This window comes from Pseudomonas baetica, from assembly GCF_002813455.1.
GTDB lineage: Bacteria > Pseudomonadota > Gammaproteobacteria > Pseudomonadales > Pseudomonadaceae > Aquipseudomonas > Aquipseudomonas baetica.
Genome location: NZ_PHHE01000001.1, coordinates 6,193,550 through 6,215,403 on the forward strand (window position 1 = coordinate 6,193,550; position 21,854 = coordinate 6,215,403).

16 protein-coding genes and 2 pseudogenes are annotated in these 21,854 nt (G+C 59.6%); 5 read left to right on the forward strand and 13 right to left on the reverse strand.

Annotated elements, in window-relative coordinates; translation table 11 throughout:
- Positions 1 to 85 precede the first annotated feature (85 nt).
- From ATI02_RS28725 to ATI02_RS33420, 3 genes and pseudogenes are all read right to left on the reverse strand, one after another.
- The gene (locus ATI02_RS28725; RefSeq protein WP_100848051.1) at positions 86 to 520 is read right to left on the reverse strand and encodes a YqaA family protein; all 435 of its coding nucleotides are present in this window, start codon (positions 518 to 520) and stop codon (positions 86 to 88) included.
- Complete coding sequence (locus tag ATI02_RS28730; protein ID WP_100848052.1) at positions 520 to 966, reverse strand: DUF411 domain-containing protein; 447 nt, start codon at positions 964 to 966, stop codon at positions 520 to 522. Before ATI02_RS28730 ends, ATI02_RS28725 begins: the two co-directional genes overlap by 1 nt.
- A 311-nt stretch (positions 967 to 1,277) precedes the next feature.
- A pseudogene (locus ATI02_RS33420) lies at positions 1,278 to 1,799 on the reverse strand (methyl-accepting chemotaxis protein); the annotation flags it as partial.
- A gap of 981 nt (positions 1,800 to 2,780) precedes the next feature.
- Here ATI02_RS33420 and ATI02_RS28740 point away from each other — a divergent pair.
- Positions 2,781 to 3,308, forward strand: a complete 528-nt coding sequence (locus ATI02_RS28740; protein ID WP_095189025.1) for a hypothetical protein — start codon at positions 2,781 to 2,783, stop codon at positions 3,306 to 3,308.
- A gap of 57 nt (positions 3,309 to 3,365) precedes the next feature.
- On the opposite strand, the gene ATI02_RS28745 is transcribed toward ATI02_RS28740, so the two are convergent.
- The 6 genes and pseudogenes from ATI02_RS28745 to ATI02_RS32335 form a co-directional block, all read right to left on the reverse strand.
- The gene (locus ATI02_RS28745) at positions 3,366 to 4,307 is read right to left on the reverse strand and encodes a GNAT family N-acetyltransferase (RefSeq protein ID WP_100848053.1); all 942 of its coding nucleotides are present in this window, start codon (positions 4,305 to 4,307) and stop codon (positions 3,366 to 3,368) included.
- The gene (locus ATI02_RS28750; protein ID WP_100848520.1) at positions 4,295 to 5,596 is read right to left on the reverse strand and encodes a phenylacetate--CoA ligase family protein; all 1,302 of its coding nucleotides are present in this window, start codon (positions 5,594 to 5,596) and stop codon (positions 4,295 to 4,297) included. Before ATI02_RS28750 ends, ATI02_RS28745 begins: the two co-directional genes overlap by 13 nt.
- Before the next feature lie 44 nt (positions 5,597 to 5,640).
- A pseudogene (locus tag ATI02_RS28755) lies at positions 5,641 to 8,043 on the reverse strand (aldehyde dehydrogenase family protein).
- A gap of 1 nt (position 8,044) precedes the next feature.
- Positions 8,045 to 9,175 (reverse strand): LuxE/PaaK family acyltransferase, encoded by a 1,131-nt coding sequence (locus ATI02_RS28760; protein ID WP_100848521.1) that lies wholly within the window; start codon positions 9,173 to 9,175, stop codon positions 8,045 to 8,047.
- Positions 9,176 to 9,188: 13 nt separating this feature from the next.
- Positions 9,189 to 10,442 carry an MdfA family multidrug efflux MFS transporter gene (locus ATI02_RS28765; protein ID WP_100848054.1) on the reverse strand — a complete coding sequence of 418 codons (1,254 nt, stop codon included), beginning with the start codon at positions 10,440 to 10,442 and terminating at the stop codon, positions 9,189 to 9,191.
- A gap of 263 nt (positions 10,443 to 10,705) precedes the next feature.
- Positions 10,706 to 10,843: a hypothetical protein gene (locus ATI02_RS32335; RefSeq protein ID WP_167394899.1), complete on the reverse strand. Its 138-nt coding sequence runs from the start codon at positions 10,841 to 10,843 to the stop codon at positions 10,706 to 10,708.
- Between the two features lie 157 nt (positions 10,844 to 11,000).
- On the opposite strand from ATI02_RS32335, the gene ATI02_RS28770 reads away from it, so the two are divergent.
- On the forward strand, positions 11,001 to 11,189 hold the full coding sequence (locus ATI02_RS28770; RefSeq protein WP_095189021.1) for a hypothetical protein: 189 nt from the start codon (positions 11,001 to 11,003) through the stop codon (positions 11,187 to 11,189).
- Positions 11,190 to 11,207: 18 nt separating this feature from the next.
- Here the strand turns inward: ATI02_RS28770 and ATI02_RS28775 are convergent, their stop codons facing one another.
- A complete protein-coding gene (locus ATI02_RS28775) occupies positions 11,208 to 11,585 on the reverse strand; it encodes a fe2+ zn2+ uptake regulation protein (protein ID WP_095189020.1) in 378 nt (125 codons plus the stop codon).
- A gap of 268 nt (positions 11,586 to 11,853) precedes the next feature.
- Here ATI02_RS28775 and pvdQ point away from each other — a divergent pair, with 268 nt between their 5' ends.
- Positions 11,854 to 14,199, forward strand: coding sequence for a bifunctional acylase PvdQ (gene pvdQ / locus ATI02_RS28780; RefSeq protein ID WP_100848055.1), 2,346 nt, complete (start codon positions 11,854 to 11,856; stop codon positions 14,197 to 14,199).
- A gap of 57 nt (positions 14,200 to 14,256) precedes the next feature.
- On the opposite strand, the gene ATI02_RS28785 is transcribed toward pvdQ, so the two are convergent.
- Positions 14,257 to 15,264 (reverse strand): FecR family protein, encoded by a 1,008-nt coding sequence (locus ATI02_RS28785; RefSeq protein ID WP_100848056.1) that lies wholly within the window; start codon positions 15,262 to 15,264, stop codon positions 14,257 to 14,259.
- A gap of 153 nt (positions 15,265 to 15,417) precedes the next feature.
- Here ATI02_RS28785 and ATI02_RS28790 point away from each other — a divergent pair, with 153 nt between their 5' ends.
- On the forward strand, positions 15,418 to 15,687 hold the full coding sequence (locus ATI02_RS28790) for a PepSY domain-containing protein (RefSeq protein ID WP_095189017.1): 270 nt from the start codon (positions 15,418 to 15,420) through the stop codon (positions 15,685 to 15,687).
- A 59-nt stretch (positions 15,688 to 15,746) separates the two neighbouring features.
- Here the strand turns inward: ATI02_RS28790 and ATI02_RS33160 are convergent, their stop codons facing one another.
- Together ATI02_RS33160 and ATI02_RS33165 are read right to left on the reverse strand one after the other, a co-directional pair.
- Positions 15,747 to 18,230: a dermonecrotic toxin domain-containing protein gene (locus ATI02_RS33160; protein WP_338110259.1), complete on the reverse strand. Its 2,484-nt coding sequence runs from the start codon at positions 18,228 to 18,230 to the stop codon at positions 15,747 to 15,749.
- Between the two features lie 120 nt (positions 18,231 to 18,350).
- The gene (locus ATI02_RS33165) at positions 18,351 to 20,552 is read right to left on the reverse strand and encodes a hypothetical protein (protein WP_338110258.1); all 2,202 of its coding nucleotides are present in this window, start codon (positions 20,550 to 20,552) and stop codon (positions 18,351 to 18,353) included.
- Positions 20,553 to 20,782: 230 nt separating this feature from the next.
- Here ATI02_RS33165 and ATI02_RS28800 point away from each other — a divergent pair, with 230 nt between their 5' ends.
- A complete protein-coding gene (locus tag ATI02_RS28800; RefSeq protein ID WP_100848057.1) occupies positions 20,783 to 21,823 on the forward strand; it encodes an Ldh family oxidoreductase in 1,041 nt (346 codons plus the stop codon).
- Positions 21,824 to 21,854: the final 31 nt, after the last annotated feature.

The window sequence follows — 21,854 nt, forward strand, 5'->3', positions numbered from 1 at the left end:
GGTCAAACTCCGTTCGAGATTGGCCGATGCTGAAGCGGCCGGATTAGCGCGACGTTAAACACAGGCAATGCCAGTGCCGGAACGTTCAACCGGACCAGCCCAGCGTCAGCAGGGCCAGCACGGCATAGCGCGCGCCTTTGGCAACCGTCACGATCAACAGAAAACGCCCGAGTGGCTCGCGCATCACCCCGGCGATCAGCGTCAGTGGATCGCCAATGATCGGCAGCCAACTGAGCAGCAGTGACCAATGACCGTAGCGTTCATAGTGCTTGCGCGCCGTGGCCATGTGTCTGGCGCTGACCGGGAACCAGCGCCGATTCTGAAATCGTTCAAGCCCACGGCCCAGCCACCAGTTGACCAGCGAGCCGAGTACATTGCCCAGGGTGGCGACCGCCAATAAACCCCAGAGCCAGTAACGGTCGCTGACGATCAAGCCAACCAGCAGCGCCTCGGATTGCAACGGCAACAGCGTCGCCGCGCCGAAGGCGGCAAAGAACAAGCCGATGTAAGCGGCGCCCATCAATGGGCCGGATAATCCGCCACTACCACGTCAGTACCGTCCTTTTTCAGGCCGATCACCTGATACGCATCGCTCATGCCGTCCATTTCCATGCCCGGTGAGCCCATCGGCATGCCCGGCGCGGCGACGCCCAGCAGGTCATCGCGTTTGCTCAACGCCAGCACTTGTTCAGCCGGTACATGGCCTTCGACGAATTTGCCGTTGATGATTGCGGTGTGGCACGAGGCAAGACGCGGCGGCACGCCATGTTGCTGCTTGAAGCTGCTCATGTCGGCTTCGACGTGGTCCTGGACTTTGAAGCCGTTGGCTTGGAGGTGGCTGATCCATTTTTTGCAGCAGCCGCAGTTGGCGTCGCGGTGGACTTCGATGGGGATCAAGTCGGCGGCCTGAGCCAGGGAGGAGATGAAAAGGGTGCTCAGGGCGAGCAGGCGCAGGTGGGTTCGCATGACGGGTTCTCGGCTCGGTTGGCGGTCAAAAAAGAACGTATTTTGACCGGTTTTGCTTGCCCGGCATCAACGGAGTGTTTCCAGTTGCTACAAGACAGACTGGCAGGATTATCGTAGATCACGGCTGACAGCCCGATGAGTGCGAAGTGACAAATCTGTCAGGCTGATCGCCGAACCCTGTGGGAGCGAGCCTGCTCGCGAAAGCGTTCTGTCAGTCGATGCATTGGGCGTCTGAAATACCGCATTCGCGAGCAGGCTCGCTCCCACAAGGGTTATCTGTTTTGCAGAAAGCCATTGTGGGAGTTCATGAATCAGCTGACCTTGAACCGCCCCATGATCGCGCTCACCCGGCTGTTGGCTTCCAGCAGTTGTTGCGTGTTGAGTTCGCTGGCCTGGCCGCTTTGCACCAGTTCGTCGACCATGTGGCGGATCTGCACCATGCTGCGGTTGATCTCTTCGGTCACCGCACTTTGCTGCTCGGCGGCGGTGGCGATCTGTGTGCTGAGGCTGTTGATGTGGCTGACCGAACCGGCCATTTCGTCCAGACCCGAGTTGACTCGCGCGGTGGCGTCGGCTGCCGACTGGCAACTGGCCTGGGTGTTTTCCATGGCGCTGACCGAGGAGCTCACGCCTTGGGTCAGGCGGCTGAGCATTTCGTTGATTTCCGACGTGCTGGCCTGGGTGCGTGCGGCGAGGGCGCGAACTTCGTCGGCGACCACGGCGAAGCCGCGACCCTGTTCACCGGCGCGGGCCGCTTCAATGGCCGCGTTGAGGGCCAGCAGGTTGGTCTGGCCGGCAATCGCGCCGATGACGCCGAGGATTTCGGTAATGCGCTGGGCGTCCTGTTGCATGTTTTCAACTTTATGGGTGGCGCTGGCCACTTCGTCGATCAGCGCGACCACGCTGTTGGTCGCTTCACCCACCACCACCCGCGAACGATCGGCGTTTTCGTTGGCGCGTTGGGTGAACGCTGCGGTTTCGGCGGCGTTCTGCGCGACGCTTTCGGCGGTCGAACTCATTTCAGTGATGGCGGTGACGGTCTGGTCGGTTTCCGAAGCGTGGCGCAACAGGATCTGACTGGTGTGCGCCGAGGTGCGTTGCAGGTTGTCCAGGCTCGAGGCCATGGCGCCGGTCGCCTGGGTGACTTCGCCGATCATGTTTTGCAGGTAGGCGATGAAGGTGTTGACCAACACCCTGTCGATGGCGGCGCTGTCGAGCAGCGGGATGGTTTGGGTGATGCTGCGTTGTTGCGCCTGGACCTTGTTCAACTCGCCCTGGATCTGTTCGGCGACCTCGGCGATGCGGTTGAGCACCACCTGTTCTTCGGTATGGCGCAATTTGGGCGCGACCAATTGACTGATGCCGACCACGGTCAGTACCGACAGCAGCAGGATGAACAGAACCAGAAACAACGTGTAGCGAGCCTGTATGGAACGGAATGCGGGCATGGTGACTGGTCCTTGAGCGGCGATCTTATTGTGGGTGTCGAGGTAAACGGCAGGGTTACACCAGCGTATCGTCGGCAAATGTGGAAGCTTTAGGTACTTGCGTCCAAGAATCGACGTCAGTGACCAAAGGCGAGTATCGAGGTTGATACACGCATGGGGCGTCGAGCGATTTGCCGATCAAAAAAACCGTCGAGGAGTTTCAGCGGGGCGGCGGCGAGTCAGTATTTCCGGGCGATTGCTGATTTGTATCGAGATGTACAATAATTGTAACCAAGGGTTGGTGCCATCACTCAGCCGGTAGATACTCCCCGGCATTCATTTGGTTCAACAAGGACATCTCATGTTTATTGCACAGGGAGTTTTCTCATGACGATCGGCATTGTCGGCGGTTGGGAAAGCAAGGCTGGCGTCATGGTGCGCAACACTGGCGCGAAGAAGCAGGTGGCACAAAGTGTCAAGGTGCAGCAGATGCTCACCATGGTCGGCAACGATCCAAATGCGTTGAATACTGCCGAAATGGACAAGCAGGGCCTGCGCAAAAACATCAAGGGCTTTGATCCGGCAAACGTTTCAGTCAAGCAATTGGGCAATCTGAGCGCTTTTCTGCGCACCCGTGGACTGATCTCCGAGATCACTTCCTTTACGTTGATGAATGCCGGTGACAAGTTCGATCGTTTCGGCGTGACCAAAGACGTTGATGCCAAATTCAACGCGCTGGAGTATTTCGCGACCCAGCTCGATGCCATCCAGAACAACGGCCTCAACGGCAATGCTTACGGCAAGAGCCTGATCCCTGAATATAAAAAAGCGATTTACGTCCTGCAGAATCTGAAGACCTACGGCGAAGGCAACGCTGCGAAGCCGGCGGACGAGGGCATCAAGGCCAAGGCTTGAGGCTATAAATGGCCCGCAGCGCAATGCCGCGGGCCTGGTCGATCCGGCGTCGAGTGTTTAATTGCCGGCAGCTGGCGGTTCGCTCAAGTCAGACCTGAATGGCTGTTGCGCCTGATCATGCAAGCGCTGCATGTGCGGGCAATGCAAGGCCAGCTTGCCCGGTCGATAACCACGGTGAAACAGCGCCAGCCATCCTTGGCCCCGATCATCCGGGGCCACGCCGGTAAACATGAAGCCCATCGTCGACAAGCTGCGCATCGCGCTGGTGAAGTCCTGCGCAAGCCTGAGTTTGATGGAAATCATCCAGTGTCGGGGCAATTGGCGCAGTTGTCTGAGCAGGTGGCTGTCGGCGGTTTTCAGAACCACGTCATAGCGCCCTGAAGACTGCTCGAAATGCACCGGTGGTCCCACCCACGGCTTCTGCTTTTCCTGAGTGCCGAACGCCCTGCACAAGTTCAGCATGAAGTCGCGACAGCTTTCCGGCCATACCAGTGCAGGGAGCGGGCGCCGGTAATCGTCGATGGCAATGAAACCGACAACGATCGACTCCTTCTGCGCCCGGTCAAACGGTGACGGAACATAGTCGAGCAACAAACCGGTGCTGACAAAACCCAGGCGTTCAGCCATCCGTTGCGTGTACGGATGTTGAGTGACCTGTTTAATCGTTACACCACGGCAACCCAATGCCTGTGCATGTATCAGCAATCGCTGGCCGAGCTGGGTGGCTACGTTCTGCCCCCGTGTGCTCGGATGCACCAGGCTTAACGCCAGTTCTGCTGTATACGAGTCCTCATTCCTGCATAACGTTGCATGGCCGAGGATCTTTTTACCGGTCACCGCTACCAGTGAATGCCAGCGGCCTTCTACATGGTTCTGGCTGATCATCAAAGGCATGTAAACATGGGGCTGAACGTAATGGTCGCCATAGATTTCCCGAAACAGGCGACTGACCGCTGCCGCATCACCGGGGCGATAACTGCGTAGCGTCACTGTTTCCATAAGGGCTGCTCCGCAGGCGGACTGTCGTAGACGCGAAGATCGACGGTTCGCTGGCGCTTGCCGGACCGGGGGTGGCGGGCCAACGCCTCGCCGGTGCAGCAGGTGACCTGTACATCAAGCAGGCGCTCGGCGATCAGTTGTTCCATCACAGGGTAGTGTTCAATCAATGCGGCACGCAGTTGTGCGCTGGTGTTGGACGTATCAGGCGTTAGCACGGCGGACACCCATTTAATGCCGACAACATCCTGGTCCTGCACATGGTCGATGATCAGTTGCCAGTCTTCGCCGGCAGTGATGCGCTGTACGATCGCGCCGATTTCGTCGATCAGCAGAGTCAGGGTGCTGACCCGCACGCGCTGACTGTTCATGCTGCGCCCCATCAGGGCGAACTTGCGCATGGGCGTCGCAGGCGGCTCTCTCCAGCAGGCCAGATCGCCAACGGGATAACGGATCAACGGCATGAGTCGGCGGCTGAAATTGGTAACCACCAGGCGCCCGATTCGGCCACATTCCTCAATCACTTCGCCGCTGTGTTCATCAACGATCTCCACCAGGCTATGGTGAGCCAGCATACGGTGTTCGCCCAACGCGCAGTCGCGGTCGCTGACGCCAATCAAGCCGGCATCGACGCTGGCGTAGCCAATAGAAGCGACCCGCGCATTGGGAAACACATCGCGCAATACCTGCAATTGCCCGGTAAACAGGCTTTCGCCGCCGTAGAGCAGGGTAGTGACCGCGTTCAGTGTGCGGCCCTGACTGCGCAACCAGCCGGCGAATGTCAGCAGATGGGCCGGTACACCGGCGAGCACATTGATCCGATACTGCACGATCGAGTCGGCCAGCACAGCCGGATCGACATTGCCGGTGAAAGGGAACTCGGTGACGCCGCTCTGGACATGGGCCAAGGCATCGTGAATGAAGATGAAGCTGGCATACAGGTCGCCGACGAAAAACAGGTTGGCGATTCGGTCGCCAGGGTTCAGTTGCACGGTGAGATGATGGCCGAAGTCGCGTACCAGCGTTTGCCATTCCTGGGGGGTGAACACTGATAGTTTGCCGGCGCTGGTGGTGCCTCCTGTTTTGAGCACCAGCGCTTTCTGTACCGACCCCGTCAATACCGGCCATTGATCAAGGTCGTGGCTGGCATGCCAATAGTCCTGCGCATCGGTCAGCGGCAGGTCGCCGGGGTGCGATATCGCTTGTGCAACCTGCTGGAAATGTTTGCGGTAGTAGGGCGAGTGCTGTCGGGCAAAACCGAGCAATGCATTTAATTGAGGTAGTGTGTTCATGCCGATCTCTTCAAATAGGCGCGCATTCAGGCGCAAGCGGCGCATCAACGGCGCGCATCGATTAACAGGGGCGTCTTGCCGCTGTGGCGGTTCCTGAAAAACTGCTCTGGCGCGCATTTTTCAACGTCCACGGTCAGCAGTCCGGTGCGCAGCAGAGTGGCCAGCGTCGAATAGCCTTGCAGGCGTTCATGGATGTCTTGCGGCTCGCACGGGCAGCGCAACAGCAGGCGTTCGATGCCATTGGCGGTGTGATCCACAACCAGTTGAAATGCGCTCTGCAGGTGCTCGGCCAGCGTGCTCAGGCAGATGAAATCAGTGCCGATACGCACCAGCCTGCCGTGTCTTTGCAGCAGCTCGAAACGCGGTGAGGTCAAGCCGCAGGCACAGGGGCCGGGCAGCCATCGCCCGCTGTCGCCGACCTCATAACGCTGGACCCGTTGACCTTCGCGCGCGGTCGAGGTGAACAATAATCTGCCGACCTCGCCGGCCACGACCGGGGTATCGTCATCGAGGGTGACGATTTGCAGATGCTGGATATCGCTCAGCAAGTGAAAGACGCCGTCGCCGCTCGCGGCGCAGGCATGGCCGAGCGGGCCGGCATCGACGCTGCCGTAAACCGCCGAGCGGATACTGCGCACGCCACAACTGTGCAACAGCTCGAGACACTGCTGGCTGAGGTGCTCACCGCCCAGGAAGACTTTTTCGATGGCGCCATAGTCGCGCAAGCGTTGCTGTTCGTTGAGGAACAGGCGCTGCAGGGTGCTCGGCATGCCGATCAGCACGGTCACGTGCTGTTCGACGATCAGTTGGGCGATCTCACTGTAGTCATCATCGGCAGGCGCACCCATCGGCAGGTGCCGGGCGCCTAACTGTTCGAGGACCTTGGCAAAACTGAAAAAGCCGCCGTACAGCCCGCCGCTAAAGAACAGGTTCATCACTTTGTCGCGATGCGGATCAAGACCGGCGGCGAACAAGCCGTCGGCGGTCGCGCGCATTTGGCGCTGGAAGTCGCGATAGCTGAAACCGGATAACGCTGGCGTGCCGCTGCTGCCGCCGGAGCGAAAGTACAACTGAGCAGCGTCTGAAATCGACTGGCTGACAAAAGCCTGTTTGTCCATGATCGGCAGGCCGGCCACGGCAGGTGGCGCCGGCTGCCGGTCGAGGGTGGCGTGCACCGGCAGCTGCATGGCCGGCAGGCTCACCGAGACCCGCCGGCTCAGGCGTTGCAGGGCGTAGACGCCGTCATGGGGTTCGCCGTCATAGCCGTCATGAATCGCATTGATCGGGGCGATGCGCGTCACACCGGCGGCAAGCAATGTCTGCGTCAGTTCGATCACTTGCTGCGCCGGGCACAGCAGCGCGCAACTCTGTAGCACGTTGCGCCAACTCAGCAAATGACGGGTGATGAGCGCGCGTGGCAGCGGTTTGAGCAGCACCGTGCGAAACAGCGGGGAGGGCGCCAGTTGTTGCTCGTGTGTCCAGATCACGCGCCAGCCCGGCGCGCTCCAGACCTCGGCAGTCAGGCCGGAAAAACTTTCACCCAGCCGCACCATGGCGGTATGGCTGGTGATCTCGGCGGCTTCCTGCAGGCTCGGTTGCAGCGCCGGCCAGTGTCCGGCGCGGCGCTCGAAGGCCAGGGCCAGTCTGGCGCCGATGTCACGCAGAACGGCGCGATCGTCACTGTCCACCAACACCCATTGCGGGCTGGAGCAGGCTTGCTGATCGAGGCGACAGACTTCATCGGCGATGGCGTCCAGGGCCTGTTCCGTGGCCGCGTCAGGGCTCAGGTATACGAAACTGATGCGGTGCCCCTAGTCGATCCAGCGACAGCCGGCCGGGATCTGTTGGCGAATGGCTTGCAACGCCGCTTCGCCGCCCCAGGCCGCGACGCCATTGGCCTGTTTGCACAGTTGGCCGATCTGCGTGGTTGCCACGGGCAATACCGCGACGTAGTGGCCGAGCTGGCCGCTGCAGTCGCACTGCGCCAAGGCCTGCAGCAGGCGCGCACTCAGGCCTTGATCACTGCTGCTGGGGCGCAGCCAGTTGAGGTTGCCGGCCAGCAGGCTTTCCAGCACCGCACAGAACCCGAGCAGTGGCGAGTTTGCCGGCGTGATGTGCACCACCAGTCCCAGTGGGCGCCAGGCTTCATAACGGGGTTGTCGATAGTCAAAGCGGCGCAGCGAATCGGCTTGCTCACCCAGCTCACGTTCAACCTTGCTGTGCAGTGCCGCGGTCTGACAGAAATCGATCAGGGCCAGGCGCAGCTCATCATCCAGTGTCACCGGTGGGGTGGCACTGCGCAGTTGTTCGGCGAAGACCGCCGCCGCATTGACAACGGTTGTGCTGTGCAACGGTGTTTCGAGGTACTGCGCCAACCCTTGCTGAAGTTGGGCCAGGGCGTTGTCGAGGGTGTAGTCGGCGTGCAGTTGTCCGTTGATCAAGTACATATCAATGGCCCCCCAGCAGGTCGGCAGCCGCCATCGCACAACTGCGGCTGGCGCTGGTGCCGGCGCGGCCATGCAGTTCGAACCAGTCGCTGGTCAAACCGCAGGCACAGCTTGAACCGGGGTGCAGGGTGGCCAGGTCACTCATGACCACGGCGTGGGCGGGACTGGAGGAAATGTACGGCGAGACGAAGCTCAGCAGGCCGCGCTGGCCATAGGGCAAGACGCTGAAGTCTGCCACGTTACGCACGTAAACCTTCGAATACACCGGTACGTGGAAATGATGGTGGGCACACTCAACGTACGGCACGGCATGTTCGACCGCGCCATAACCATCGCGGCAACGGGAGGTGGCAATGCCCAACTGCTTCTGGATGCGTGCATACAGCTGAGCCTTGGGGACTTCTTCGGCCGCGCGGGTTTTCCAGCCGCCGCCGAAGAACGCCAGCGAATGCTCCGGCAATTGCACATCGTCGACGGCAGTGGCCTGCATTTGCTCAAGGGTCTGCCAGAGAAAAGCCGGGAAACCGAAGATCCGCACGGGCAGGCCCTCCTCGGCGAATGCTTGCAGGGCGGCGATCACGCCGAAGACGTCGAACTGATGGCCGCCGCCGGTATCGCGCAGGGCATAAACGATACGATTGGCAGGGGCGAAACGGCAGAGAAACTGGTCAGTGTAGGAAGTGCCCAGGGTGATGCGGCCGTGTGGCTCGTAGCTCAATAACAGGTAGTTGCACGGGGTGTCCGGGGTATTCCAGCCGTAGTGGTCGAAAACTCGTTCGACCATGAGTTGGGCGCCCGCAATGCTGCGCTCGTCATAACGCATGCGGCTTTTCTGGCTGCTGGTGCCGGAGGAGGTCAGCTCCAGGGCGTTTTCTCCCGTCGGGCTGAGCAACAGTTGTTGCTTGAAGAAGTTGGCAAAAATCGGCGGCAGGCCGGACCAGTCTTCGACATTGTGCAGTGCTTCACTGTCGAAGCCGTTGGCCTTCAACCAGTGCTGGTAGCCCGGCGTGTGTTGGCGGTGGTATTGGCAGATTTCCGCCATGGCCCGGTCAAAAAGACCCGGCGGCATGGAGTCGGCGCAGTAGGGTTTGGGCAATGCGCAAAGGGCATCGCCAAGGGGGAATTCATGCATCATCAATAGTCCATTATCGAGGTGTGACAGGGGTGGGCGCGCGAGCGTTGTTGTGCAGAACGCGCCGCAGAAATGGCAGACACAGCAAACCGCCCATGGCTGCCCAGAGTGCGAACGCCTGCAGGTTTTCGCCGCCACCGAGGGCGGCAATCAGCGAGCCGCCGGTGCCCATGACGGCAATCGACAGCATGCCGATCAGGGCCGAGACCAGGCCTTTGCTGTCGTCACTGGCAAACAGTGCCAGGCGATACAGCGCGGCATTGCTCATGCCAAGACCCACTGCATACAGCGCCAGGGCGGCAACCAGCAGGGTGACGGAGCTGGCCGCGAGCGCCGAGCCGAGCAAGGCCAGAAGTCCCAGGCAGTACGGCCAGAGCGCCAGGCGAATCAGGCGTGGCAGTGGGTACCGCGGCAGCAATCGATCAAGAATCAGGTTGCCGATAATCACGGCAGAAAATACCGGTATCTGCCACAAGCCATACTGCACAGGCGAAAAGCCGTGCCTCTGGATCAGCAACAGCGGCGTAAGACCGATCCAGGCAATCAGCGGCAGACTCATCAAGCCCAGAGCGAGGCTGGCGCACAGCAAACTTCTATTGCGTAGCAGGGCCAGATAGCGTTCGACCATCCGTCTCATGCACAAGGGCACAGGTGCTTGCTGTCCACCGTCCAAACGTACGGCGCCGATGGTTTCCGGCATGTACAGATAGAGCCCGAGCCAGGCTAGCGCCGCCGTCAGCCCAAGGCCGAGAAATAGCTGGCGCCAACTCAACCATTCAAGCAACAGGCCGCCGAGCAACGGCGCGAGCAGGGGTGACAGCAACGCGACATTGCCCAACAGGGCCATGAGCCGTACGGCATCGGCTTCGCAAAAGACTTCCTGCAACGCCGGGTAGCTGACCGCAACGACAAACCCCAGGCCCATGCCCTGGATCAGACGCAAGACATTGAAAACTTCAATGCTCTGGCTGGCATAGGCCGCAGTAATGGCCACGCCAAACATTGCACTGCCGATCAACAACAGGCGACGTCGACCAAATCGGTCGGACAAAGGCCCGATCAGCCATTGCAGGCAAACACCGCCGAGCAAGTAGAGGTTGAACGCGTTGGGCACATGGCGCTGATCAGCGGCGAAGTCTTGAGTGACCGTCAGCATCGCCGGCATGATCATGTCACTGGCCATATAGGTCAGCAGTTCAAATAAGGTGATAGCCAGGCAGAAGCCCAAGACTTGCACCGGGCCAATGGGGATTAAAGTTCTCTGCATAAACGTCCCTGTTTTATCGGTCGAGAAGAAGTTCGCAGAGACTAGGTTGAGTCGTTGGGGGAAATCTAACGCTTTGCTGAGACTTTAAATTTCAAATACTTGCAGGATATTTGTAAGACTTTACGTGAATTGAAAGGTCAGAGCCGTCACCGGTGAGCGGGCAAAAAAATGCCCGTCGCATGACGGGCATTTTCGGCTGGACGATGTCGTGTGAGTCACCTGGCTAACAACTTCAGGTGGTCTGGCGGCCGGGTAGGGTTGCGCTATCGATGGTAGTAGCCGGGTCCGGCCGCGCAGTAGCGGTGGTGGTCGCCATGCCAGCCGCCGTGGGGGAAAATAATGCAGCCACTCAAGGTGAGCACGGCCAGCAAGGGAATCAGCCAGGTGATTCGACGCAGCATTTGAAAATTCCTCATGGTTACGCCGCCATGAAGCCAAAACTCTTCAGCGGCTGTAACATGAGACCCGCCAAATGCCAGCGCATCCCCCTAAAACGGTAAGCGCATGGCATGCAAACCGATACACAGCGGATACATTTCAACGCTTCAGGAACCTTTAATGACTCAGTCGCAACGTTTGAAATACTCGATTCTGATCGCCGTCTCCGTACTGGCGATCATGCTCGGCCTGTCCTGGCTGCAGAACGCCGGGATGATTACTGAAAAGATGTTCCAGTACATCGCCATCGGGGTGGCGGTGATCGTGGTGGTGATCAACGGTGTGATGCGCCGCAAGGTCAAACCTTGACGGCGATCGTCGCGCGCCTCAATCGCTGTTGAGGACCGCAGCAGCCTGCGGATGCAGGCTGTAGCTCTTGTCGGCGTTGAAGGTGATCACGCCTTCGGCGCACAGGCGCTTAAGCACTTCACGCACGCTGAGGAAGGACAGCGGAATGTCCAGATCCAGCAATTGGCTATGCACACCGCGTACGCCGAGGCGGCGCTCACTCTGTGCCGCGACCAGCAAGGCGTCGATGACTTTAAGCCGAATCAGGCTGGTACGCAGGCCGAAACTCTTGAGCAGCAGGCGAATGCGCTCATTGCCGTGTCGTTCGACACGCGCTTGGAAATCGCTCGCGTGAGGGCTCCTGGAAGCTCCTTTTGGCGCCGGGCTACCGTCCGTTGGTAGTTGCGAGTTGTACATGCGGTTACTCCTTTCAGAGCCTGATCAGGAAAGTTTTTTCGTGCTCTCTAAACAAGACGTTTCAGCTCGACAAATCATGAAAGAAAAAATGTAGAAAATTTGTCGCCGATTTGTCCTTTCTCTGTGACACCCCTGCCAAAGCGCAACGCGCAGGCTTAATTTTTTTTCATTGGCTTCGTTTACAGGGAAGGCTCATCGCGCGTGGACGCGTGGGCGTCATAGCGGAGCAGGTGTGCTCCGCACTTCGGCATTTGCATCAGGAGCGAGCGTGATTATTTCCAGGCAGTTAACCGCATTGACCCTTGCCGGCATGTTTCTCGGGCTGAGTCTGTCGGCGCACGCATTGAGCCCTGCGGCGCAAACCGGTGCCGACATTCGCCGCACGACCTTCGGCGTACCGCACATTCGCGCGCAGGACGAGCGTGGTCTGGGCTTTGGTATCGGCTATGCCTACGCGCAGGACAACCTGTGCCTGCTGGCCAACGAGATCGTTACCGTCAATGGTCAGCGTTCGCGCTTTTTCGGCCCGGACCAGTTTACCGTCGAAGAACGGCAGAACCGCGTCAGTGATGTGTTCTTCAACTGGCTCAATACCCCAGAGGCGGTCCAGACGTTCTGGCAGGCGCAACCGGTCGAGGTGCGCAATCTGGTGCAAGGCTACGCCGCCGGTTACAACCAGCAACTGGCCGAGCGTCGTCAGCAGGGCCTGCCTGCGCAGTGCGAGGGCGAATGGGTACGGGATATCACCGCCCAGGACCTGGTGAAACTGACCCGCCGTCTGCTGGTGGAAGGCGGGGTCGGCCAGTTTGCCGAAGCGCTGGCCGGCGCCACGCCGCCGCAAGCCAGTGCTCAGCTGACAGGCGAGTCACGCGCCTATCAACTGGCAGAGAGTCGTCAGCAACGGTTTGCCCTGGATCGCGGCAGCAACGCTGTGGCGGTGGGTAGCGAACGCTCCTTCAATGGCCGTGGGATGCTGCTGGCCAACCCGCATTTCCCTTGGGTCGGCGGCATGCGCTTCTATCAGATGCACCTGACCATCCCTGGCAAACTCGATGTGATGGGGGCGGCGTTGCCGGGTTTGCCAATGATCAACATCGGTTTCAATCAGCACCTGGCCTGGACCCACACCGTCGACTCGTCCAAGCATTTCACGCTGTATCGCCTGCAACTCGATCCGAAGGATCCAACGCGTTATCTGCTCGATGGCAAGTCACTGCCGATGCACAAGCAGACCGTAACGGTGCAGGTGAAACAAGCCGATGGCCAAGTGGTGCCGGTCGCGCGTGATATCTACAGCTCGCAGTTCGGCCCGATCGTGCAGTGGCCGGGCAAGCTCGACTGGAACAATCAATTCGCCTATAGCCTGCGCGACGCCAACCTTGATAACGATCGAGTGCTCAAGCAGTGGTACGCGATGAATCAGGCGACAACGCTCAAGGATTTGCAGGATTCGGTTCACAAGATTCAGGGCATCCCTTGGGTCAACACCCTGGCCGTGGATGCCAAGGGGCAAACCCTGTACATGAACCTGTCGGTGGTACCGAACGTCAACGCTGCGAAGCTGGCCAAGTGCAGCGATCCGCGTGCCGGGCTGCAGATGATCGTTCTGGACGGCTCCAACAGCGATTGTGCCTGGGACATCGACCCGCAAGCGGCGCAGAAGGGCATTTACGCATCGAGCCAGTTGCCGCAGTTGCTGCGCAAGGACTTCGTTCAACACTCCAACGACTCCGCGTGGCTGGCCAACCCGGCGCAACCGTTGACCGGGTTCTCCCCGCTGATCAGTCAGGACGGCCAGCCACTGGGCTTGCGTTCGCGTTTTGCGCTGGATCGGCTGAGCACGCTGAGCGAAAAGGGCACGCTGACGGTAAAAGACTTGCAGCAGATGGTCATGGACGATCAGGTGTATCTGGCGAGCCAGGTGCTGCCGGATCTGTTGAAGTTCTGTGGCGCGGAACAGGGCGCCGAGGCCGCCGCCTTGAAACCGCTGTGTGCCAGCCTGAAGCAGTGGGATGGCCGGGCCAATCTGGATTCCGGACTGGGGCTGGTGCATTTCCAGAACATCATGCAGACCTTGCAGCAATCGCCTGATATCTGGCGCGTGGCGTTTGATCCCAAAGACGCCCAAAACACGCCGCGTGGTCTGGCGATCGAGCAACCGCCAGTGGCCAAGGCCCTGCGCGCGGCGATGCTGGTCTCGCTGGAAACCACCGGGAAAATGGGCCTGAAACCTGAAACCCGCTGGGGCGATATCCAGGTCGTCAGCAGTGGCGGTCAGCAGACGCCGATTCATGGCGGTCCGGGGCCTTTGGGGATCTACAACGCGATCCAGAGTGTGCCGCGCCAAGACGGCAAACTTGAAGTGGTCAGCGGCACCAGTTACCTGCAAGTGGTGACATTCGACGACCAAGGGCCACACGCGCAGGGTTTGTTGGCGTTCTCGCTGTCCAGTGATCCGGCGTCGAAATACGCGGCGGATCAGACCGCGGCCTTCTCGAAGAAACAATGGAGCGTGCTGCCGTTTACCGAACAGCAGATCAAGGCTGACCCGCAGTATCAGGTGCAGACTGTGCATCAGACATTGAAGCGCGATGGGGAAGTGGCGGCGCAATAAACGCAGGCATTTGTCAGGAACAGACGTGAAGGCCGCCCCTCGCAAGAGGCGCGGCCTTCAGTTTTTTGGCGGTTGTTGCGCGATGGCGTTGATCACCGGGTTGCCGTCTTTGTTGCGTGTCAGGTAGACCGGTATCACCTTGGGCAGAGACCCGCCGAGGTTGTTCAACTCTTTGATGTTGTAGACACCACCCACGCGGATCGTACCGGTGCTGCTATCGGCCAGCATCAACGGTTTGTTCAGATAGCGGTTGATCAGCGGCAGCGCTTCATTCAACGCCAGGTTGTCCAGTATCAGCTTGCCGTTGCGCCAGGCCAGGGCGGCGTCATTGGGGTAGGTCTGGCTGATTTGCGGCATGTAATCGCCGTGCTTGTAGCGGGCCTGCATCGACGGCCCCAGGCGCAGACCATCACCTGGTAACGCCGCGTTGCTGGTCACCAGCACAGAACCTTCGACGAGGTTGACCCGCACCTGGTCCTCGTACATCCAGACGTTGAAGCGGGTACCGGTCACGCGAATCCGCCCTTCGCCGGCGCGGACCACGAAGGGGTGGCTCAGGTCATGGCTGACAGTGAAGAACGCCTCACCCTTTTTCAGGGACACGCGGCGCTCGTCCTTGTAATTGCTGAAGGTCAGTTCGGTATTGAGGTTCAGCTCAATCTGACTGCCGTCCTCGAGCGTGACCTGCCGGACAGAATCGGCGGCTTCGAAATGCTGATAGCTGTTGGGCAGCCAGCCGAGGTTCCAGCCTGTGTAGGCCGCCAGCGGTAACGCCAAGGCACAGACTGTTGCCGCGAGCGCGTACTGACGCCAAGGGCGGGACGCTTGGCTGATCGAGGGGCTTGGGGCGGTGGCGGATACGGGACGCGGCAAATGTTCGGCGACGTCCCAGATTTCCAGCATCGCCTCGTACTCGAAGGCGTGCAGCGGATGGGCGTCACGCCATTGTTCGAACTCCAGACGTTCCTGAGCAGAGCAATCGACGGCGTGCAGACGCATGCACCAGTGCGCAGCGGCATCAGTGATCGCATCGTATTCAGCGTCCGAAAGGGTGTCTTGGGTCATGAAGTCGTCCTGATTTCGCGCATTCTAACCTTTGGGGAGAGTCGCCGAGAACTGCCGTCATGGCATTTGCCCATCAAAGTGGAACTTATTTTTCCCGCAGGCGCCCAAAAAGCAGGACGTCATGCGACTACTATCCACAAATGGAGTGAAAAAATGATCAAAAGAACATTCGCCGCGATGATTGCCACTGCGAGCCTGTTGAGTGCTGGCGCGGCACTGGCGGACCGGCCGGGTGCCGGTTGGGTCACCATCGAGAAAGCCATCGAGATCGTTAAAACCAAGGCCGGCTATGTCGAGGTATACGAAATCGAAGCCGACAACGACGGCTACTGGAAAGGTGAGGGGCGCAAAGCCGACGGCGCTGTTTACGAGTTCCGCATCGACGGCGCGTCGGGCAACGTGTTACGCGATCAGAAAGACTGATTCGTCCAAGCAAAAAATGCGCAGTATCGCTACTGCGCATTTTTTTGCCGGCGGTTTGCTTACAGGTCGAGCTTGCGGCCCATCATGCAGATCAGCATGGCCACGGAATCGGCATTGAGCAGGATCGTATTGACGCGCGCATCCGACGCGTTCTGATCGAGAAAGGCGTTACGCGCCTCGGTCAGGGTCGTACTGTTGGTTGCCTTGAGAATGCCTTTGCACGCGGCTGCTTCGGACAACCCGTCGATCTGGTCCAGACCTACCCACGCGTGATCTTCGCTGCTCCACAATCTGAACAACTGCTCACGCGGCGTGGTCAGGGACAACACGTGGTGCTGATGATCCTCCTGCGCCTGCTTGAGCAGTTTGCCAATTGTGGTCTGGGTCGAAATCAGATCGGCGAAGGGCCGCCGGGCTTCGACCATGACGATGTCCTCGGCCTTCGACACCTGGTGCGCAAACTCATGAATCAGTAATGCGGCCTGAGCGTGACCTTCCACGTTGAACGGTTCGGTCATTCCGGTTTTGTACCAATCCAGGCGCTGATCGAAAAAACGCTCGGTGAAATGCACTTTTTTCTCGGCATCATCGTCGAGCACGAAGGCGGTCATGTCGCTATGCGGGTACTTGTTCGAGCCGACGACAAAGCGATCGGTGTTCATCAGATCTTCCGTCGGGTCCACCAGCGCGTTGCAGATCGGTACGATGGTTTCGTGGATTTTGCCGAGCAGATCGGCGTCAATCGTCTTCACACCGAAAAACGATTTGAGGAAGGCTTCAAGCCGGGTGTTGGCCACTTTGTTCTTGAGCTGCGTCAGATTATGCAGGCTGTTGAAGGCGTAATACCGCGCCAGATCGACCGCCTGCACCAGCATCCAGGCTTTGAGCGGGTGTTTGCGGCGAATCTCTTTCATGCCCTGCGCTTCGATGTTCAGCAGCAGGCTGGTGGTGAAGTCGGGTGCTTCACGGCGATTGAGTTTCGACAGCGCCTTGCCGAAACGGATGGTCCGTGCGCTGCGGTCCAGTACCAGTGAAGTGTCTTTTTTACGCAGCGCGTGGCCATAGTTTTTGCCATCGAACAGGCGCCAGGTGGCGCCATCGTTTTTGATGCGCAAGGCTTTGCCATCGATGGCGGCATACGTGGTCTGGCTGGCGCTGTCCAGGTACGTGGCCTTTGCAGCATCGTGGACCAGATCCTTGAGAGCGATCGTTGTTGCTTCATACCGCTGCAAGCTGGTGCGCAACGAAGAGGTCGGCTGGATGTCTTTCCACGCAGGCGCAAAGGTCGGTTCGGCGGCGGCAGGGGGGTTCTCATTCGGGGCGGCTGTCTGAGGCTCGTCCGCGGAATCCGACACGGGTGAGTCTTCCAGGGACAGACGGCCGGCGGTGACCATTTGTACGGCGCCGTCGATAAACGAGCGCAAGGCCCGTCGCCAATGGTGCGCCTGCAGGTTTTCTGCAGAATCCTCGAAGTCTTTGTAGGCTTGCCAGAGAAACGGTAAATAGGCGAGCTTTCCGGGATGCAGGCCGGTAACGCGTTTGAAACCATCGCTGAACAGGTGTTTCACCGTTTCCCAATCCGCCTGTGCGTCGGTCAGGGTCTGGCAACCGAGAAACTGTTTGAGCAGGTTGGTGTTGTCACTGAACAGCTGTTCCAGCAAATGGCCGCTGATCGGCTGAGGGTCGAGGGTCATTTCGCTGGTTTCACCGACGCTCGATTGCAACAGGCTACGAAATACCGCTTGCTGTGCGCCGGGCAGTCGGCGGAGCAGCAGCGACTGCAAGGGCCCCGGCGTATTGAGGGCGCTGATCAGGCTGGCCGGCGTTTCGAACTCTTGAAACACGGTGTCGAAGTAGGGCGCGTAGAGCACCGTCGGACCTTTTTGGCCGCTGCCCGGACTCACGACATACAGGCCCAGCGCTTTTACCGCCGTGGCGCCAACGGTTTTGATCAGCGACAGCGGTGATATCACGGCATGCGCGCCAGTGACGGTCGCCCGTGCGCTGCCATCTGGCATATCGAACACCTGGCTGATGTGTTCGAAGGCGTTATCGGACAGTGCGCCTTGCAGTTTCAGGCTGTGGGCATGCTGCAGCAATTGCCAGGGCAACTGGCGGATGAAGCGTTGTTTGCGCGCCGTGTCGTCGGTCAGGGTCTTGGACACTTTCGCAGCGTAGGTAGACGATACGTCCAGCGAGAGCAGCAACTGCTTGACGGCTTGCTGGTCCAGGGCTGTCGGTATCACCTTCGATGTTTTCGAGGTGATTTTGAAGCCGGTTCCTTGAGCGACATTAACGTGGTTGAGGGCGAACCCGGTGAGGCTGCGCGCCGGGCCGGCCAGTGCCAGGTTGGGTGTGATCTGGATATCTTGCGGATCCAGTTTGCTGTTGGGGAATCGTTCGTCGAGAAGCGTCTTCAGGCGTTGTTTGACGTGGGAGGTCAGGTCGGCAACGTTGTCGAGGTAGTCCTTGTCGTCGCTGGCGCTGTTGTGCCATTGCTGCAGCAGTTCGAGGTGTCGCTGCTGTTCCTTGACGGGGGCCATGCCCAGCCAGGCCGGTAACGTCTGCTGTTGATTGACGGCCTGGCAGACACTGATCGCCTGAACCAGATTGGTGGCGTCGGCTGTTGCACTGAGTTTTTTCAGTGCGGATGCCTGGCGGGTTTAATCCTTGATGCGGCTGCGCAGCTTGTTGCAGCGGGCCAGAAACTGCTCGATCGCAGACGCTACGCGATTGCGCAGCGGGTTGCCTTCAATCAAACGAAACGGGCCAAGCGTGTAATTGAGGTGGAACCGCCACTGCGCCGGTGCCAGGTTCTCCAGTAACAAACCACGCCGGGTAGAGTCTTCAAGCCTGGCTTTGAGTGCCTGGCGTGCCAGACCAAGGTTGGCGAACGGCTCCAGGCCCATGGCCGGTGTCCAGAGAATCACCCGTCCGGAATGCCGATCATCAAGACCGCCGCGTTCGGTCAGCAAAAAACAACTGGCCAGCGGCAATAGTCGGGTTTCTCCAGGCGCCTCAAGGGTGAGGGAGAAAACATCGGGGCGAAAGCCGTTGATGACCTTGCGCTCGTTACGGCTGTGGTCTTCGCTGGCGAATACGCTCACGACCATGGCCAGATCGGTCGCTGACAGACTGCCCTGCACACGTCTGAACCGCGCTTCACCGCGAAGTCCCACCGACAAGGCATTGACCCAATTGGCCTGAATGCTTTCCAGGTAGGTGCGCTGTTCGGCCTCGGTCGCAACAGGCTGGGCACTGAACGTTTCGTTGAGTACGGCCTGGACTGATTCATAGGTCTTGATCGCCGCTACTGCGCTATCGGCCTGTACGCTGGAGGGCTGCTGATTGCCGCTCAATACCGGCCGCGTGCTCCAGCGGCCATTGGCTTCCAGCTCCAGTAAACGCTCATGGATCATCGCGCGGATATCCAGCGCCTTGTCAAACAGGGCATGCACCTGCACGACACCGTCGCTATGACGGAACACTTGCAAGGCGTATTCGATGTTTTGCCGTTGCTTGGTAATGATCGCCTCGAACAACACCGTAAAGATCTCACCGGCGATCGGTTCACCTGAAACATTAGGCTTGTCGAAACCCAGGAAGCGCGCGCGTTCTTCAAGGCTCAACAGGGCGTACATCTCGTCTTCGTGCCCGGCGCTGGCGAATTTCGCCAGTACGGTGCGCTGTAAATCCTGATAGTCCGCCAGCACCTGCAAGCCGGAAGAGGGGGTGTACAAAAATGCGTGGGTGTCGTCGATCATCAAGGAGCCGGCGGGCTCAATGAAATTGGCGGCGTGTTCCCAGACATGCACGGTTTCGAGGGTTGGCCGGCGGCCACCGGCAATCTGCTGAACGATAAAATGCAGGTTGTTGAATTGCTCGGCCGTAATGATATTGGCCTCACGCTTGAGTAACAGCTCTGTGCGCGCCTGACTGGCCAGTGCCTGACTGAAAAATCTGCGCCGCGTGGCGCCATCGGCTGACGCCGTGTTCCAGTAGGTCTCCATTTGTTTGAACAGTAAGGGCTGCAGCATGCTCGCCGCATGACTGACTGCATTCTCCCATTCGGTTTGATCCTCGTTGTCCAGCGCTTGTCCGGGATTGGAAAATTCACGTTTGTGCTCCGCGGGCCAGTGTGGGTGGCGGTAGAACATCAGGACGGCATCGCTCAGGCTCATGGAGTTGTGCCAGTTCCGTGAGGCAGCCTGAGTGGTCTCGTTGTTCTCGCTGGCCGGCGTATAAAAACTGACCTGTGTGGGGCGATGCGAGTGCTTGCCCGAGGGTGGCTTGAGCAAATCATCGAGTACTTGATCAAGCAAGTCGGTCAGCGAAGGCAGCTTGTTCAACTCGTTGAGCATCGCCTGCGCCTCGGTCTGGCGCGCTTGCACAATCACTGCCTTTTGCGACTCGAAGACATCCCCCTCGATGGTCTTGAACGACACGCTGATACCGCCTGCTTCGAGCAGGCTGCGCCGTTGCGACATCGCCATGAAAGCCAGCAGGTTGTCGTCTTCGCTCGCTGCTTTGATCTGCGTTTGCAGTGCGCTTTTGAGGCTGGCGCGGCTGTCGAATTTGCGGATGCCATCGTAGGGCGTGTAAAGGATGTGCGCCTTTTCGTCAGGTGTCGCACTCAGTGTAAAAGCACCGGCCAGCGGTACCGGATCCAGGCCTGCGGCGTTGAGCACAATGCTTTCGGCCAGCATCGAAGGGGTCTGCGCGCTACGCAGTGTGTGAGTGGCAAGCGCAACGTGCGCAAGCCAGCGGAAATCCTTTTCCGTCAGGTCGTGGGTTTTTCCCAGCGCCTTCCACAAACCGGGTGAATTCAGCGTTTCAGCAAATAACAGGGGAGAGGCGGTAGCCATGGTGGAGTCTCGAGCGTGGCGCCTGCGCAGGCGCGGGTGGGTTGAGGCTCAAGACTGACCGCACGCATGGGGTGGCAGGTGGTACATAGTTATCGCACTGACGACGGCCAAGCGTGGCAACGTGCCAATGCCCGACTCCAGGGTTGACAGACGACCGGCAGGCCATGGTTAATCGGTGGGCGGTTGTCCGTACGCTGTTGTTCCCTCCAATAATCATTCTGGAGCTTCAGATGTCTGCGCCACACGATCCTGTTCCTGCTGCTGTTTCGTCCACCTTGTCACTTGAAGCGCTGACCCATCTGCTCGAAACGATTTTTCTCAAGCATGGCACGTCTGCCGAGGTCGCCCGTTCGCTGGCGGCCAATTGCGCCAACGCCGAGCGCGACGGAGCCCACAGTCACGGGGTGTTCCGGATTCCCGGGTACGTCTCGACCCTGAACAGCGGCTGGGTCAACGGCTGCGCTGTGCCGCAGGTTGAAGACGTGGCATCGGGGTTTGTCCGCGTCGATGCCGGCAACGGTTTTGCTCAACCGGCGCTGGCGGCGGCTCGACCGTTGTTGATTGAAAAGGCGCGCAGCGCCGGCATCGCCGTGCTGGCGATTCGTAACTCCCACCACTTTGCGGCGCTCTGGCCGGATGTCGAGCCGTTTGCCGAAGAGGGGCTGGTGGCGCTGAGCGTGGTCAATAGCATGACCTGCGTGGTGCCGCACGGCGCTGATCGACCGTTGTTCGGCACCAACCCGATTGCCTTTGCCGCGCCCCGGGCCGGCGGCGCACCGATAGTCTTCGACCTGGCCACCAGCGCGATCGCCCATGGCGACGTGCAGATCGCCGCGCGCAAGGGTGAGCGCTTGCCCGCCGGAATGGGCGTGGACAGCCTCGGCCAGCCGACTCAGGACCCCAAGGCGATTCTTGAAGGCGGGGCACTGCTGCCATTTGGCGGGCACAAGGGGTCGGCCCTGTCGATGATGGTCGAACTGCTCGCCGCTGCGCTGACCGGCGGCAATTTTTCCTTTGAATTTGACTGGAACAATCATCCCGGAGCGAAAACACCGTGGACCGGGCAGTTATTGATTGTCATCGATCCGGGCAAGGCCGCCGGGCAGAGTTTCGCTGAGCGCAGCCAGGAACTGGTGCGGCAGATGCACGGCGTGGGCCTGAAGCGTTTGCCGGGCGATCGACGGCATTTGCAGCGGGCCAGATCGCTGGCTGGGGGGATTGTGCTGGATGAACAAACGCTGGCGCAATTGCGCGAATTGGCTGCTTCGTGAACCAAGGCAGCTGAAAGCGGGCGGCGAGAGC